Consider the following 13,492-nt stretch of genomic DNA (forward strand, 5'->3'; position numbering starts at 1 on the left):
GTTTGCCGTTTCGCTCATCGACGGGGGCACGGGTTTGGAGGCGGCAATATGCGGCCTGAGTTTTCAACGCGAGCTGCGCTTTCCCTCCGGTGTCGCCACCAGCGAGGCGGCGGCGGCATTGGCCGTGGCGATCGCCGCTTCCATCGGATGGCCACGGGCGAGGCCTGCCGCGAAGGCGCCGACGAATTCGTCGCCGGCGCCATGGGTGCTGACGACCTTGACCGGGACGGCCGCCAGTGCGAAGGCCGCGCCGGTCCGGTCGCAATAGGCGACACCTTCGCCGCCGGCGGTGACGATCGCCGAGGGGTAGGCATCGATCAGCCGCCGCGCGGCTTCGGTTGCGCCGGCGAGCGTATCGACGACCGGAACGCCGGCCAAAAATTCCGCTTCGATGGCGTTGACGATGACGATGTCTATCAGCGCGGTCAATTCGGCCGACAGTGTTCGCGCCGGTGCGGCGTTGAGCACGACGCGGCCTCCGGATGCCCTCACCGCGCGCGCGGCAGCGATGTTGGCGGCATCGGGCACTTCGTTCTGCAGCAACAGCACTGCCGTCTGTACCACCACCTCGCCCGCAGCCGCGATGTCATCACTGCCCAGGGTGAGATTGCTGCCGGAGACGATCACCGCACCATAGTCGCCATCGCTGTCGAAGATCGCCACGCTGATGCCGGAGCCTGCGCCTGCCGCCACGCGCACGAAGCGGCGATCAACGCCGGCGCGATCGAGATTGGCCAGCAGCGCCGTGCCGAAATCGTCGTCGCCGACGGCGCCGATCATCGCCGCACGCACGCCGGCGCGTGCCGCCGAGACCGCCTGGTTGCCGCCCTTGCCGCCGCATTTCGGCTGCCAGGCATGGCCGGTCACAGTCTCGCCCTTGCGCGGACGGTCGGGCGCGTCGACCATGATGTCGTAGTGCAGGCTGCCGAAGACGGTGACCAGCGGAACCGTCATGTGCCCCGGTCTTTTCGTTTCGAGGTGACCGCCGACATGGTGCGGCCGAGATTGCGCTCCGCCGCCTGGTAGTCGCGCTGCGCCACCGCCACGAACAAAGCGTCGAGGATGTTGAGTTGCGCGATGCGCGCCGCTGCGTTTTCGCCCATCAGCGGCGAGCCTTGCGCGGTCGAGCACAGCACGATGTCGGCAATCCGGGCCAGCGGCGAGTTGTCGTAGTTGGTGATGGCCAGCGTGCGGGCGCCGCTCTTGCGGGCAAGATGGATGGCGTCGATGACGGCCGACGTGTTGCCGGAATGCGAAAAGCCGACGGCGATGTCGTCGGCGCCGAGCAGCGAGGCCGACATCAGCATCATGTGCGAGTCGTCATAGACAGACGCGCGGATGCCGATGCGCAGGAATTTGTGCGAGACGTCGCGGGCGATCTGGGCGGAGCCGCCGACACCATAGAAATCGCGGTTCCTGGCGCGGTAGAGCAGATCGGCGGCACGGTCGAAATCGTCCATGTCGAGGATCGCGAGCGTCTCCTCCAGCGCCTGGATCGAGGTGCGGAACACTTTCTGCACGATCTCGGCCAAGCTGTCGTCGACCGACAGTTCCTGGTGCATCTCGGCGGTCGGGAGGCGGCTGTATTCATAGACGGCGGTGCGGAAGTCGCGGTAGCCGGAGAAGCCGAGTTTCTTGGCGATCTTGACCACCATCGCCTCCGACACGCCGGCCTCCTCGGCGATCTGCTTGAGCGGAATGGTCTCGTCGAAACCGCGCCGGCCGAAGACGGTTTCCACCACCTTGGCCTCAAGCGGGGTGAGATGCGGCATCATCATGCGGATGCGCGGCCCCACGGCTTTCAGATCGAGATTGCTCAACGTCATCCACGTCCCCTCGTCACGACCCGAGCATGGCTTCCTGGACGATAGCCTGCGACGTCACGGCGTCCTGGCTGTCCATGGCGGCGGACAGGCGGTTATCCTTCTCCAGCCGGTCGACAACGCGCAGCAGGCGCTTGACGGTGGCGATGTTGACTTCGCATTCGCGCACCGGATCGAGCCCGGTCATGTCGGGGAAGGTGTCGAAGTAGATGGCGCCGGCGTAGCCGTCGCGGCGGATCTGGCGCAGCAGTTCGATGGTCTGCAGCGTGTGCACCGCGCCGACCATCAGGCCGTCGTCGCGCTTGGCATAGCCATCGTTAAGATGGACGCCGAGCAGCTTGCTGTGGCGAGCGATCAGCGCCGCGGCGAAGGCCGGCTGTTCGTCGGCATAGAGCACATGGGCGAAATCGAGCGTGACGCCGAGAGTGGGTAGGCCGACCTCGCGGATCGCCAGCAAGGTGGTCGCCGCATCCGGCATCAGCGAGTAGGAGCGCGGTTCGTTAGGCTTGTACTCCAGGCTGATCTGGCAGCCGGGATCATGCGCGGCAACTTCACGAATCCCCTCGATTTCGTGCTGCCAGAGCGTCGCATAGTCAGTTTGAAATGCATAGTCGAAGCCATCCTGGCCCAGCCACAGCGTCATCAGACTGGCGCCGGCCGCGCGCACCGCATCGATACCGGCCTTGGTCAAGTCGATGGCTTCGCGGCGCACCGCCGGGTCCGGATTGGTGAAGGCGCCGAGCTTGAAGGCCGGATTGGAGTAGTAACGCATGGCAAAGCCATTGATGGAAAGCCCGAAATCACCGAGCTTTCGGGCGATTTCAGCCGGCTTTTCACTGACATGGTCGGGGAAATTAAGATCAAGGTCGGTCAGCCCGTCGACCTTGGCCGCGCGGGCTGCCATCTGCAGCATGGACGGCTTGCCGGTAAGATCAGGCCATTCGGCTTGCGGCCGCGAGGCGAAGGAATTCAGGCGGGTGGCGAAGCGACTGTTTGTCATGATGGACCTTTCAGTGATTTACTTCATATAAATACGAATATTTGTAAAGTTCTCATTTGCGAGGCGGTTTGTAGCGCGCAACATCCTGCTTGGCCGAGATCTTCGGCTGCGCCTCTGCATCCATGCCGGGAGTTTCGAGTCCCGCAACGGTGCGGATGCTGGTGCAAGCCCTTGCGCCCTGCCTGCCGATTGACCAATCTCGCCGACACTGTCATGAGCCGCGGTTGGGGGATCGCACATGCCAACGCTTTATCAACTGAAACCGGCCTTTCAGGCCAGGCTGCGGCCGCTGGCCGACCGGCTGGCCGATGCCGGCGTCACCGCCAACCAGATCACGCTTCTCGCCGCGGCGCTCTCCATCGCCACCGGCCTGGTGGTCGCGGCCTTTGCCTACCATCCCCTGGTTTTCCTGTTGATGCCGGTGGTGCTGTTCGTGCGCATGGCGCTCAACGCCATTGACGGGATGCTGGCCAGGGAACATGGGCAAGCATCAAAACTCGGCATGTTTCTCAACGAACTCTGCGACGTCGTCTCGGACCTGGCGCTGATCCTGGCCTTTGCCACCTTGTTCCCGGCCTGGGGTGTCGTCGCCTTCGCTATTACCGCCATGCTTGTCGAGTTCGCCGGCGTGCTTGGCGTTGCCGCAGGCAGCGGGCGCAACTATGCCGGGCCGTTCGGCAAGAGCGACCGAGCCCTGGTGCTCGGCGTCATCGGCTTTCTCCTCGCTTGCGGCCTGTGGGTGGCGGGGATCGCGCCATTTGTGTTTCCGATCATGGCTACACTGTCGGGGATAACCGCCATCAACCGGATACGCAGCGGCCTTAGAGCGGGCGGCACCTGATGCCAAAGCGTCAGGCACCCCACCGCCAGAGGGAAACCATGATCCACCAGACCATCGCCGCCCTAGCACCGGCAAGCCTCGAGCGCATCGCGCAGGAGCGCACGTTCAAGAGCCATGACGGCACCGAGATCTTCTACCGCTACTGGCCGGCCGCCGGGTCGGCGCCAAAGGGTGCGATCCTGCTGTTCCATCGCGGCCACGAGCATGGCGGCCGCATGGCGCATCTGGTCGACGAGCTCGCCATGCCCGACCATGCCTTCTACGCCTGGGACGCCCGCGGCAATGGCCGATCGGCCGGCGAGCGCGGCTATGCGCCGTCCTTTGCCGCCCTGGTGCGTGATATCGACTGCCTGGTGCGCGAGATCGGCCGGGATGGTTTTGGCCAGCGCGACATCGCGCTGATCGCGCAGTCCTTCGGCGCCGTGCTGGCTGCTGCCTGGGTGCATGACTATGCGCCCGACATCCGCGCGCTGGTGGTGGCTTCACCGGCCTTTTCGGTCAAGCTCTACGTGCCCTTCGCCAAGGAGGGCATTGCGCTGTGGCAGAATCTCAAGGGCCGCTTCTTCGTCAATTCCTACGTCAAGGCGAAGTTCCTGACGCATGATGCCGAGCGCATCGCTTCCTTCGACGGCGATCCGCTGATCACGCGACCGATCGCCTCCAACATCCTGGTCGAGCTTTACGACCACGCTGCCCGCATCGTCTCGGACGCGCGCGCCATCACCGTGCCGACGCAGCTCTTGATCTCCGGCAGCGATTGGGTGGTGCGGCATGGACCGCAGCACGAATTCTTCGTCAATCTCGGCAGCAGCGCCAAGGAGCGGCATATGCTGCCCGGCTTCTTCCACGACACGCTGGGCGAGCGCGATCGCAAGCAGGCGCTGGACCTGATCCGGCCATTCCTCGAAAAGCAATTTGCCACGCCGGAGAAAACCATCGACTTGCTTCAGGCCGACCGCGCCGGCTACACCCGCGACGAGGCCGAGAGGCTCGCCTCGCCGCTGACGCTGCTGTCGCCCAAGGGTATTTTCTGGGCGATGAGTCGCGCCTCGATCCGCATGGGCGCCTGGCTGTCTTCGGGCATGAAGATCGGCATGGCCACCGGCTTCGATTCCGGCTCGACGCTCGACTATGTCTACGAGAACGATGCGCGCGGCACCGGCTTCATCGGCCGCATGATCGACCGCACCTTCCTCGACGCCATCGGCTGGCGCGGCATCCGCCAGCGCAAGCTGCATCTGGAAGAGCTGATCGGCAACGCCGCCGCCAGCCTGAAGGCAGCTGGCCGTCCCGTCAACATGCTCGACATCGCCGCCGGCCACGGCCGCTATGTGCTCGATGCCGTCGCCAAATGCACTGAACCACCAGCAAGCGTGCGGCTGCAGGATTATTCCGAGCTCAATGTCGGACTGGGTTCGAAGCTGATAGCCGAGCGGCAGCTGCCGACCAGCGTCACCTTTCATCAGGCCGACGCCTTCGATGCCGACATGCTGGCCGGGCAAAAGCCGGCGCCGGACCTCGCCATCGTCTCCGGACTTTACGAATTGTTCGCCGACAATACGATGATTTCCCGCTCGCTCGGCGGGCTGGCGAGCGCCATGCAGTCCGGCAGCCTGCTCGTCTACACCAATCAGCCATGGCATCCGCAGCTGGAGATGATCGCGCGCAGCCTGACCTCGCATCGCGGCGGACAGGCCTGGGTGATGCGGCGGCGCACGCAGGGCGAGATGGACCAGTTGGTGACGGCTGCCGGTTTCGAGAAGATCGACCAGCGCATCGACCAATGGGGCATCTTCACTGTTTCGGTCGCTCGGCGCGTCTGAGACCATGGCCCCGGCTCGGGAACACAATTTGGGTATCGTGCTGAGGGCCGCCCTTTGGTTGGCGCTGCTGGCGCCATTCTTCTATTCGACCTATGGCTTTGCCAACTGGCTGGCATCGCGGCGCGACCATGTCGGCAGCATCGTCTACGCTTGGGAGCACGCCGTCCCGTTCGTCGCCTGGACGATCGTGCCCTATTGGTCGATCAATCTGTTCTACGGCCTATCGTTGCTGCTCAACACGACCAGGCGCGGCGTCGACCGGCTCGCCGGCCGCTATCTCTCGGCGCAGATCATTGCCGTCGCCTGCTTCATCGCGTTCCCGCTGACGGCGACCTTCGTGCGGCCGGCAACCACCGGCCTGCCGGGTTTCCTGTTTGCGGTGCTCGGTGGTTTCGACAAGCCGTTCAACCAAGCGCCGTCCCTGCACATCGCGCTGCTGGTGATCATTTGGGACCATTGGCGTCACGTTCTGGCACGTCACCGTCTCGGCGGCATTCTCCGCCCCCTCTGGCACGTCTGGTGTTTTCTCATCGGCGCCTCGGTGCTGACGACCTGGCAGCATCATTTCATCGACATTCCGACCGGCGCCCTGCTCGGCCTGTTTGCGCTGTGGCTGTTTCCGTCCAAGGGCGAGCTGCCATTCTGGGGTTTTCGGTTGACCGCCGACCCAAGGGCGCGGCGGCTGGCGGGTTATTACGGGCTGGGGGCGGCCCTTGCCCTGGCCGGCGCTGCCGAGGGCGCGTTGGTCTCCGCCGATTTTCTCATCCTGTTGTGGCCGGCATTGGCGCTGGCCATCGTCGCCTTCGCCTATGCTGGGGCCGGGGCCAAAGTGTTCCAGAAGGCAGCCGATGGTAGCGTCTCACTGGCCAACCGTATCCTGCTCCTGCCCTACCGGCTTGGCGCCCGGATCAATGTGTGGGTATGGACCCGCCAACTGGCGCCGCAAGCGGAGATCACCGACGGTGTTTTCCTCGGCCGGTTTCCGAGTGCCGACGAGGCCAACCGCTTCGGCACAGTGATCGACCTTGCCGGCGAGATGGAACGGCCGCGCGGCGTGACCTGCCGCTGGATCAGCTACGCGATGCTCGACCTCGTGGCGCCGCCTCACGACAGGCTGGAGCGAGCGGTGGCGGCGATCGAGCTGGCGCGCCGGCGCGGCACCGTGCTGGTCTGCTGCGCGCTCGGCTTCCAGCGCAGTGCAGCCGTCGTCGCCGACTGGCTGGTTGTGACCGGACGCTCGCACACTGCCGCGCAGGCGCGCAGGAAACTCGCCGCATTGGGCCGGCCCGTGCATCTTCAGATCGGGCTGGAAGAACCGGGGCTGGAAGAACCGACATGAGTTGGCCGGCATGAGTGGCGAGAATTTTCCCGAGAAGGCCGAAATATTCGCCGCCGGGCTGATGGTGCAGGCGGTGTGGCCGATCCTGCTGGTGGTCGCGGCTGTGATGGCAGCGCCGGTCATCGGCCTGGTGGCCGGACCGCAGACGACAGCGCTGTCCGCGGCGGCCTGGCTGGTCGCGGCGGCGAGCGCCGTGGCCACGCTGGCTCTTTCGGCCTTGCTTTTGTTCGATGCGCTGCTGTTCCGGCTGATGGCAAGCCACGCCAGCGAGGCCGCCGGCGGTGCTGCGGTCGACGACGTGCTGACGCGCATGCGCCTGAAGCCCACCGCTGCCGGCGGCCGCTCGCTCGACCGTCGCATGGCAGGCACGCGCCGCCTGCTGACAAGGCAGCGCATGGCGCTCGCCATGTTTGCTGCGGCATCCCTTTTCGCAGCATTTGTTTGAGCCATGACAAAACTTCACCTGCGCGCCAACACCTTCACCTTGCTGCAGACGGTGACCTCGGTCGGCCTGTCGGCGGCGGCCTGGGTGGTAACCGGCGTCAGGCCAATCTGGAACGGCAGCCAGCCGTCGGAGCGGCAGCGCATCTACTTCGCCAATCATGCCAGCCATGGCGATTTCATCCTGCTGTCGGCCTGTCTGAGCGAGAAGGTGCGCGCCCGCACCCATGCGATCGCGGCGGCCGAATATTGGGGCAAGTCGCGGCTGCGCCGCTTCATCGCGCAGGACATGCTGTCGTCCGTGCTCATCCACCGGCAGTGGACCGACGAAACGCAACACCCGATCTCGATCATGCTGTCGGTGCTCGACGACGGCCACTCGCTGATCCTGTTTCCCGAAGGCACTCGCAACACGACGGAGGCGGATCTGCTGCCGTTCCGCTCCGGCCTCTACAATCTGTCGATGGCGCGGCCCGATGTCGAACTCATCCCGTGCTGGATCGAGAACATGTCGCGCGTGCTGCCCAAGGGCCAGTTCCTGCCGGTGCCGCTTCTGTGCCGCGTCGTCTTTGGTCCGCCGGTGGCGATCGCGCCCGGCGAAGAACGCCGCACCTTCCTCGAGCGCGCGCGCCAGACGCTGCTGTCGCTCAACCCGCGTCCGGATCGAGACGACTGATGCCACTCACGCTTCCACCGATGCATGAAACCGTCATCCTGCTGGTCGGCCTTGTCTGCGTGCTGACCACGGCGAGCGTCATTGCCGGCATCCTGTCGTGGCGGGCGCCAAAGCCGTTGCCCTCGACGCTCGTCAACTTGAACCAGCGCATCAACGCCTGGTGGGTGATGGTGCTGGCGATCACCGTCGCCTTCTTCTTCGGCCGCACCGGCATGACCATCCTGTTTGCGCTGATCTCGTTTGCCGCGCTGCGCGAGTTCGTGACGCTGACGCACAGCCGGCGCAGCGACCACTGGGTGCTGCTCGGCATGTTCGGCATCATCATTCCCTTCCAGTACTGGCTGGTGTGGACCGCCTGGTACGGGCTCTTCACCATCTTCATCCCGGTCTACTGCTTCCTCTTGATGCCGGCGATCACAGCGCTCAACGGCGACACCGAACGCTTCCTCGAGCGGGTGTCGGCGCAGCAATGGGCGGTCATGATCTCGGTCTACTGCGTCAGCCATGTGCCGGCGCTGCTGACGCTCAACGTGCCCGGTTTCGAGGGCCGCAACCTCCTGCTGATCGCCTTCCTGATCATCACCGTGCAAGGCAGCGATGTGCTGCAATACATCTTCGGCAAGCTGTTCGGCCGGCACCTTCTGTCGCCTTCCGTCTCGCCGTCAAAGACCTGGGAGGGGCTGGTCGGCGGGCTGGTGGCATCGAGCCTGCTCGGTGCGCTCTTGTCGTTCCTGACGCCGTTCTCGCCGCTGGCTGCGGCAGGCGTCGCCTTCATTGCCTGCCTGATGGGGTTCCTCGGCGGGCTGGTGGCGTCGGCGATCAAGCGCGACCAGGGGGTCAAGGACTGGGGCCACCTCATCGAAGGCCATGGCGGCATGATGGACCGCGCCGACAGCTTGGTCTTCGCCGCGCCGGTGTTCTTCCACATCGTCCGCTATTTCTGGACGTGAGCGAAGCCGCTCAATCGCGGATCGCGCGGCCCGCCTGCTGCAACAGTTCGAAGGCGGCGAAGCGCTTGTCGTGCCAAGGCACCAGATCGCCGCCGGCCGGGCGATAGATGTCGCCGATGCGCGACATGCCGGTCATCGCCGCGATCACATCGGGATATTTTTGCGCCGCCACCGCCGCCAATATGGACGAGCCGAGCAGCACCGGTTCGGGCGAGGTCGAACCGGCGACGGTCAGGCCTGTGGTGTCGGCCAAAAGCTGACGTACCAGCGCGCTTTGCGCGGCACCGCCGCTGACGACGATGGTGTCGATGGCAATGCCTTTGTTGGCCATCGCCGCAAGGATCTGGCGCACGCCGTAGCCGATGCCCAGCAGGCCGGCGACATAGAGCGCGACCAGACTGTCGAGGGACGTGTCCATGCCAAGCCCGGCGATCAAGGCCTTGGACTCGGGATCGGCGAAGGGCGAGCGGTTGCCGAGGAATTCCGGCACGACATGCAGTCCATCGGCCAGGTGCGCTACGGCGGACAGGTCGGCGGACTGCTTCGCCGCCTGCTGACCAAGCCAAGCGGTCAGGCCGAGACCTTCCGCCTTGGCTTTTGCGGATGCCTCAGCCGTGGCCGGATGGAAAGCGACGAGGTGGTCGATTGCAGCACCCGCCGCCGATTGCCCGCCTTCATTGAGCCAAAGCCCCGGCACCATCGAGGAAAAATACGGGCCCCAGACGCCGGGCACGAAGGCCGGCTCGCTGGTGCTGGCCATGGTGCAGGCCGAAGTGCCGAACACATAGGCCATGCGCGACTGCAAGGTGCCGACCGAGCCCTGCCCGCCAACCGTGCCGACGCCGCCGGCATGGGCATCGATCAGGCCGGCCGCAACCGGCGTTCCCGGCAGCAGGCCGAGATCGGCCGCGGCGGCCTCAGTCAGGCCTTGGGCAAGTGCCGTGCCGCCTTCGACGATTTCGGTGCCGATGCGGGCAAAGCCTTCATCGGCGAGCGCGCCGAGGCCGACGGCACGGAAATAGGCGTCGTCCCAGCGCCGCTCATGGCCGAGATAGGTCCATTTGCAGGTCAGCGTGCAGATCGAGCGGGCCAGGCTGCCGGTCGAGCGCCAGGTCAGATAGTCGGTCAGGTCGAAGAAATGCTCGGCCGCGGCAAAACTTTCGGGCAGGTTTTCCCGCAGCCACAGCAGCTTCGGCGTCTCCATCTCCGGCGAGATGGTGCCGCCGACATAGTCGAGCACGGCGTGCTTGCCGGCATTGATGCGCTGCGCCTGGTCGAGCGCGCGGTGATCCATCCAGACGATGATGTTGCGCTGGCTGTCGCCGGAACTGCCGACCGGCAACGGCGCGCCGTCCTTGCCGACCACGACCAGCGAACAGGTGGCGTCGAAGCCGATGCCGGCAATGTCGCGCCCAGCGAGCCCCGACTTCGTCACCGCCTCGCGCACGCTGGCGCAAACCGCACGCCAGATGTCCTCGCTCGACTGTTCGGCGATTTCGCCGGGCTCGATGAACAAAGCAATGTCGCGCTTCGCCGAGGCAAGCATGGTGCCCTTATTGTCGAACACCCCTGCCCTGGCGCTGCCAGTGCCGACATCGATGCCGAGGAAGTGGGACATGGGGAACCTCAGAAGTTAGGCAGTAGGCAGTAGGCAGTAGGCAGTAGGCGAGATGGTCAGCAGTGAACGGCCAGTTGCAAGAGCCTCTCCCCATTCCCTGCTGCCTAATGCCTACTGCCTCACAAGTCATTGCTCTGCGGCAGGATCACCAGATCCCTGATGGTGACGTTCCTTGGCCGCGTCAGCATGAACAGCACGGCTTCGGCGACCTCGACCGGTTGTATCAGGCCGCCCTTGGCCAGTTCATCCTCAAGCTTGTCCTTCGGCCAATCGCTGATCAGCGCTGTCACCACCGGCCCCGGCTGCACCGCGCCGACGCGCAGGCCATGCGGGGCGACCTGGCGGCGCACCGTATGGACGAAGGCCTGCACGGCGTGTTTCGACGCTGTGTAGATCGGCTCCCAGACCACGGGCACCAGTCCGGCGATCGAAGACGTGACGATGATGTCGCCGGTCTTGCGTTCGACCATATGCGGCAGCACGGCGTGGATGGAACGAAAGACCGCATTGATGTTGAGGTTCAGCATGCGGTCCCACACATCGGGGTCGCCTTCGAGCACCGGGCCGCCGACATAGGCGCCGGCATTGGCGTGGAAGATATCGAGCGGGCCGGCCTTGTCCAGGATTTGCGGCATCATCGTCGCGACGCTGGCCGGCTTCATCAGATCGATCACCAGCGGGATCGCGTCGGGACCGAGTTCGGTGCAGACGCTTTTCAGCGCGTCTTCGGCGCGGTCGACGAGCACAACGCGAACGCCGGCGGCAATCAGCGCTCTCGCGCATTCCAGGCCTATGCCCGACGCGGCGCCGGTGATCGCCGCGACCTTTCCACTCAAATCCTGAGCCATTCTATCCTCGTATCGATTGCGGTTGCGTTCAGGCGCGGCCGTGGGAAACCCGCGAGCGGCGTGCCAGGGAGTCGACGATGACCGCAATTGCCAGAACGGCGCCGGTGATCATGTAGCGAAGCGACGATGACAGATCGAGCAAGGTCAGCCCGCTGGCGATCGACTGGATGACGATGATGCCGAGCAGCGCGGAATAGGCGCTGCCACGGCCGCCAAACAGGCTGGTGCCGCCTATGACCGCCGCCGCAATGGCGTTGAGGTTGACGTCGCCGGTGCCGGCCTGCTGGCTGGCCGAGGCCAGTCGCGCCGCCGACAGCACGCCGCCGAGCGCGGCAAACATCGAGCACATGACGAAGGCGCTGAGGTAGATCGAGCGCACCTTGATGCCGGCGCGGCGCGCCGCTTCGCGGTTGCCGCCGACGGCGGTCATCGAGCGGCCCCATTGGGTGCGGGTCAGCGCATAGTTCATCGCCACCACCAGGCCGACGAACAGGCCGAACATCCACGGTATGCCGCGCGCCTGGTTGAGATAACCGACGATCAGTTCGAGCAGGATGGTCAGGGCGGCGACGCGCACGATGAGGCCGCCGACAGACGGCGCCGACAAATTGACGGCCCGGCGGCGGCTGACGGTGCGCAGGCCGCTGATCAGCATGACGATGCCGGGCAATGCCGCCAGTGCATAGGACAGCCAGTCCGGCATGACCAGCAACTGGCCGAAATTCACCAGGTTCGAGCCATAGGGCAGATTGATCGAGCCGGTGGAGCCCAGAATATACAGTTGCAGGCCGAGCACGGCGAGCAGGCCGGCGAGCGTCGAGACGAAGCTTGGCATGCCGAGCCGGTTGAACAGCAAGGCATAGAGCGCGCCGATGAAGCCGCCGACGGCGATCGCGGCGAGGATGGCGAGCGCCACCGGCCAGCCCTGGTTGACCCACAGCGTGCCCACCATGGCCGAAGCAAAGCCGCTGATCGAGCCGACCGACAGGTCGATCTCGCCGACCATCAGCACACAGACGATGCCGAGCGCGATGACGCCGACGGTCGAGCAGTCGAACAGGAGATTAACGAGGTTGCTCGACGAGACGAAGACCGGATTGAGGGCGGTGAACACGCTCCAGATGATGACCAGGCCGACGATGACCGGCAACGAGCCGAGGTCGCCGGAGCGGACGCGGTCGAAGAAGGCGCTGATGGCGCCACCAACGCCGGCCTGGTGCTTGACGCGCACGTCGCTGCGGTCGAGCGCCGTCGACGAGGAGGTGTCCTGCTTGGGCTCCGCGCTCATGGCCGCTGCTCCTGATTGTTCGCTTGTTCGGCGGCCTTGCGCCGTTCGGCGCGGCGCGACACTGCATTGTTGGCGGCGCCGGTGATGGCGCTGACCAGTTCCTGGTTCGAGGCGTCGGGTTCGAAGACGCCGTTGTTGCGGCCGAGCCTGAGCACCACGATGCGATCGGCGACGGCGCGCACGTCCTCCATATTGTGACTGATCATCAGCACGCCGAGCCCACGCTCGCGCACCCGGTCGATGAGGTTCAGCACTTCCGCCGTCTGGGCGACGCCAAGCGCGGCGGTCGGCTCGTCGAGGAGGATGACCTTGGGGTCGAGCAGCAGCGAGCGGGCGATCGCCACCGTCTGGCGCTGGCCGCCGGACAGCGAGGCGACCGCCTCGCGGACGCTTGGAATACGCGCCGACAATTCGTTGAGCAGCGTCCAGGCGCGAATTTCCATCGCCACCTCGTCCAGCCGCAGCGGGTTGATCTCCTTGCCGAGAAAGATGTTGGCGACGACGTCGAGGTTTTCGCACAGTGCGAGATCCTGGAAGACGGTGGCGATGCCGAGCGTCAGCGCGGCGCTCGGGTCGGGCATCGTCACTTGCCTGCCGCGGAAATTGATGGTGCCCGAGCTCGGCTGGTGGACGCCGGCCAGAATCTTGACCAGCGTCGACTTGCCGGCGCCATTGTCGCCGACCAGCGCCACCACCTCGCCGGCATGGACGTCGAGATCGATATCGGTGAGCGCCGAAACGGCGCCGAAATTCTTCGAGATGCCGCGCAGGCTGAGCACCAGCTCGCCTGCCGAAACCGGTCCGTCAGAGATGTCAGACATGGTGGCAAACCTTTCCGGATGGGC

General features: G+C 65.4%; 13 protein-coding genes. 6 read left to right on the plus strand and 7 right to left on the minus strand.

Annotated elements, in window-relative coordinates; translation table 11 throughout:
- Nucleotides 1–63: 63 nt before the first annotated feature.
- Genes NKL04_RS13925 through NKL04_RS13935 form a run of 3 tightly spaced genes read right to left on the minus strand, consistent with a single transcriptional unit; the run spans nt 64 to nt 2,823 of the window.
- Nucleotides 64–954, minus strand: coding sequence for a ribokinase (locus NKL04_RS13925; RefSeq protein WP_023695490.1), 891 nt, complete (start codon nt 952–954; stop codon nt 64–66).
- Entirely contained in the window at nt 951–1,826 is an 876-nt protein-coding gene (locus NKL04_RS13930; protein WP_023695491.1) for a MurR/RpiR family transcriptional regulator, read from the minus strand. Before NKL04_RS13930 ends, NKL04_RS13925 begins: the two co-directional genes overlap by 4 nt.
- Nucleotides 1,827–1,839: 13 nt before the next feature.
- A complete protein-coding gene (locus tag NKL04_RS13935) occupies nt 1,840–2,823 on the minus strand; it encodes a sugar phosphate isomerase/epimerase family protein (RefSeq protein WP_023695492.1) in 984 nt (327 codons plus the stop codon).
- Nucleotides 2,824–3,061: 238 nt separating this feature from the next.
- On the opposite strand from NKL04_RS13935, the gene NKL04_RS13940 reads away from it, so the two are divergent.
- From NKL04_RS13940 to NKL04_RS13965, 6 genes are read left to right on the plus strand one after another with little or no spacing between them, the layout of a single operon-like run.
- Complete coding sequence (locus NKL04_RS13940) at nt 3,062–3,664, plus strand: CDP-alcohol phosphatidyltransferase family protein (protein WP_023703071.1); 603 nt, start codon at nt 3,062–3,064, stop codon at nt 3,662–3,664.
- Nucleotides 3,665–3,705: 41 nt separating this feature from the next.
- Nucleotides 3,706–5,487, plus strand: a complete 1,782-nt coding sequence (locus NKL04_RS13945) for a bifunctional alpha/beta hydrolase/class I SAM-dependent methyltransferase (RefSeq protein WP_031209921.1) — start codon at nt 3,706–3,708, stop codon at nt 5,485–5,487.
- 4 nt (nt 5,488–5,491) lie between these two features.
- Nucleotides 5,492–6,826 (plus strand): phosphatase PAP2/dual specificity phosphatase family protein, encoded by a 1,335-nt coding sequence (locus tag NKL04_RS13950; RefSeq protein ID WP_031204366.1) that lies wholly within the window; start codon nt 5,492–5,494, stop codon nt 6,824–6,826.
- A 10-nt stretch (nt 6,827–6,836) separates the two neighbouring features.
- Nucleotides 6,837–7,271: a hypothetical protein gene (locus tag NKL04_RS13955; RefSeq protein WP_023834519.1), complete on the plus strand. Its 435-nt coding sequence runs from the start codon at nt 6,837–6,839 to the stop codon at nt 7,269–7,271.
- 3 nt (nt 7,272–7,274) lie between these two features.
- Nucleotides 7,275–7,943 carry a lysophospholipid acyltransferase family protein gene (locus tag NKL04_RS13960; RefSeq protein WP_023685463.1) on the plus strand — a complete coding sequence of 223 codons (669 nt, stop codon included), beginning with the start codon at nt 7,275–7,277 and terminating at the stop codon, nt 7,941–7,943.
- A 20-nt stretch (nt 7,944–7,963) separates the two neighbouring features.
- Nucleotides 7,964–8,893, plus strand: a complete 930-nt coding sequence (locus NKL04_RS13965; protein ID WP_023702909.1) for a phosphatidate cytidylyltransferase — start codon at nt 7,964–7,966, stop codon at nt 8,891–8,893.
- A 10-nt stretch (nt 8,894–8,903) separates the two neighbouring features.
- Here NKL04_RS13965 and NKL04_RS13970 read toward each other — a convergent pair whose 3' ends face one another.
- The 4 genes from NKL04_RS13970 to NKL04_RS13985 all read right to left on the minus strand — a co-directional run bounded on the left by NKL04_RS13970 (nt 8,904) and on the right by NKL04_RS13985 (nt 13,468).
- Entirely contained in the window at nt 8,904–10,511 is a 1,608-nt protein-coding gene (locus NKL04_RS13970) for an FGGY-family carbohydrate kinase (RefSeq protein WP_023702910.1), read from the minus strand.
- Nucleotides 10,512–10,630: 119 nt separating this feature from the next.
- Entirely contained in the window at nt 10,631–11,359 is a 729-nt protein-coding gene (locus NKL04_RS13975; RefSeq protein WP_023685460.1) for an SDR family oxidoreductase, read from the minus strand.
- A gap of 28 nt (nt 11,360–11,387) precedes the next feature.
- Nucleotides 11,388–12,647, minus strand: a complete 1,260-nt coding sequence (locus NKL04_RS13980; RefSeq protein WP_023672500.1) for a sugar ABC transporter permease — start codon at nt 12,645–12,647, stop codon at nt 11,388–11,390.
- Nucleotides 12,644–13,468: an ATP-binding cassette domain-containing protein gene (locus NKL04_RS13985; protein WP_023715131.1), complete on the minus strand. Its 825-nt coding sequence runs from the start codon at nt 13,466–13,468 to the stop codon at nt 12,644–12,646. The genes NKL04_RS13980 and NKL04_RS13985 overlap by 4 nt, the downstream gene beginning before the upstream one ends.
- Nucleotides 13,469–13,492 lie beyond the last annotated feature (24 nt).

Source organism: Mesorhizobium sp. C264A (assembly GCF_040324515.1).
Lineage (GTDB): Bacteria > Pseudomonadota > Alphaproteobacteria > Rhizobiales > Rhizobiaceae > Mesorhizobium.

What these genes read in the sequence shown, in the direction of transcription:
- NKL04_RS13925 (WP_023695490.1), bottom strand. Translation starts at nt 954, where the DNA reads ATGACGGTTCCGCTGGTCACCGTCTTCGGCAGCCTGCACTACGACATC.
- NKL04_RS13930 (WP_023695491.1), bottom strand. Translation starts at nt 1,826, where the DNA reads ATGACGTTGAGCAATCTCGATCTGAAAGCCGTGGGGCCGCGCATCCGC.
- NKL04_RS13935 (WP_023695492.1), bottom strand. Translation starts at nt 2,823, where the DNA reads ATGACAAACAGTCGCTTCGCCACCCGCCTGAATTCCTTCGCCTCGCGG.
- NKL04_RS13940 (WP_023703071.1), top strand. Translation starts at nt 3,062, where the DNA reads ATGCCAACGCTTTATCAACTGAAACCGGCCTTTCAGGCCAGGCTGCGG.
- NKL04_RS13950 (WP_031204366.1), top strand. Translation starts at nt 5,492, where the DNA reads ATGGCCCCGGCTCGGGAACACAATTTGGGTATCGTGCTGAGGGCCGCC.
- NKL04_RS13955 (WP_023834519.1), top strand. Translation starts at nt 6,837, where the DNA reads ATGAGTGGCGAGAATTTTCCCGAGAAGGCCGAAATATTCGCCGCCGGG.
- NKL04_RS13960 (WP_023685463.1), top strand. Translation starts at nt 7,275, where the DNA reads ATGACAAAACTTCACCTGCGCGCCAACACCTTCACCTTGCTGCAGACG.
- NKL04_RS13965 (WP_023702909.1), top strand. Translation starts at nt 7,964, where the DNA reads ATGCATGAAACCGTCATCCTGCTGGTCGGCCTTGTCTGCGTGCTGACC.
- NKL04_RS13970 (WP_023702910.1), bottom strand. Translation starts at nt 10,511, where the DNA reads ATGTCCCACTTCCTCGGCATCGATGTCGGCACTGGCAGCGCCAGGGCA.
- NKL04_RS13975 (WP_023685460.1), bottom strand. Translation starts at nt 11,359, where the DNA reads ATGGCTCAGGATTTGAGTGGAAAGGTCGCGGCGATCACCGGCGCCGCG.
- NKL04_RS13980 (WP_023672500.1), bottom strand. Translation starts at nt 12,647, where the DNA reads ATGAGCGCGGAGCCCAAGCAGGACACCTCCTCGTCGACGGCGCTCGAC.
- NKL04_RS13985 (WP_023715131.1), bottom strand. Translation starts at nt 13,468, where the DNA reads ATGTCTGACATCTCTGACGGACCGGTTTCGGCAGGCGAGCTGGTGCTC.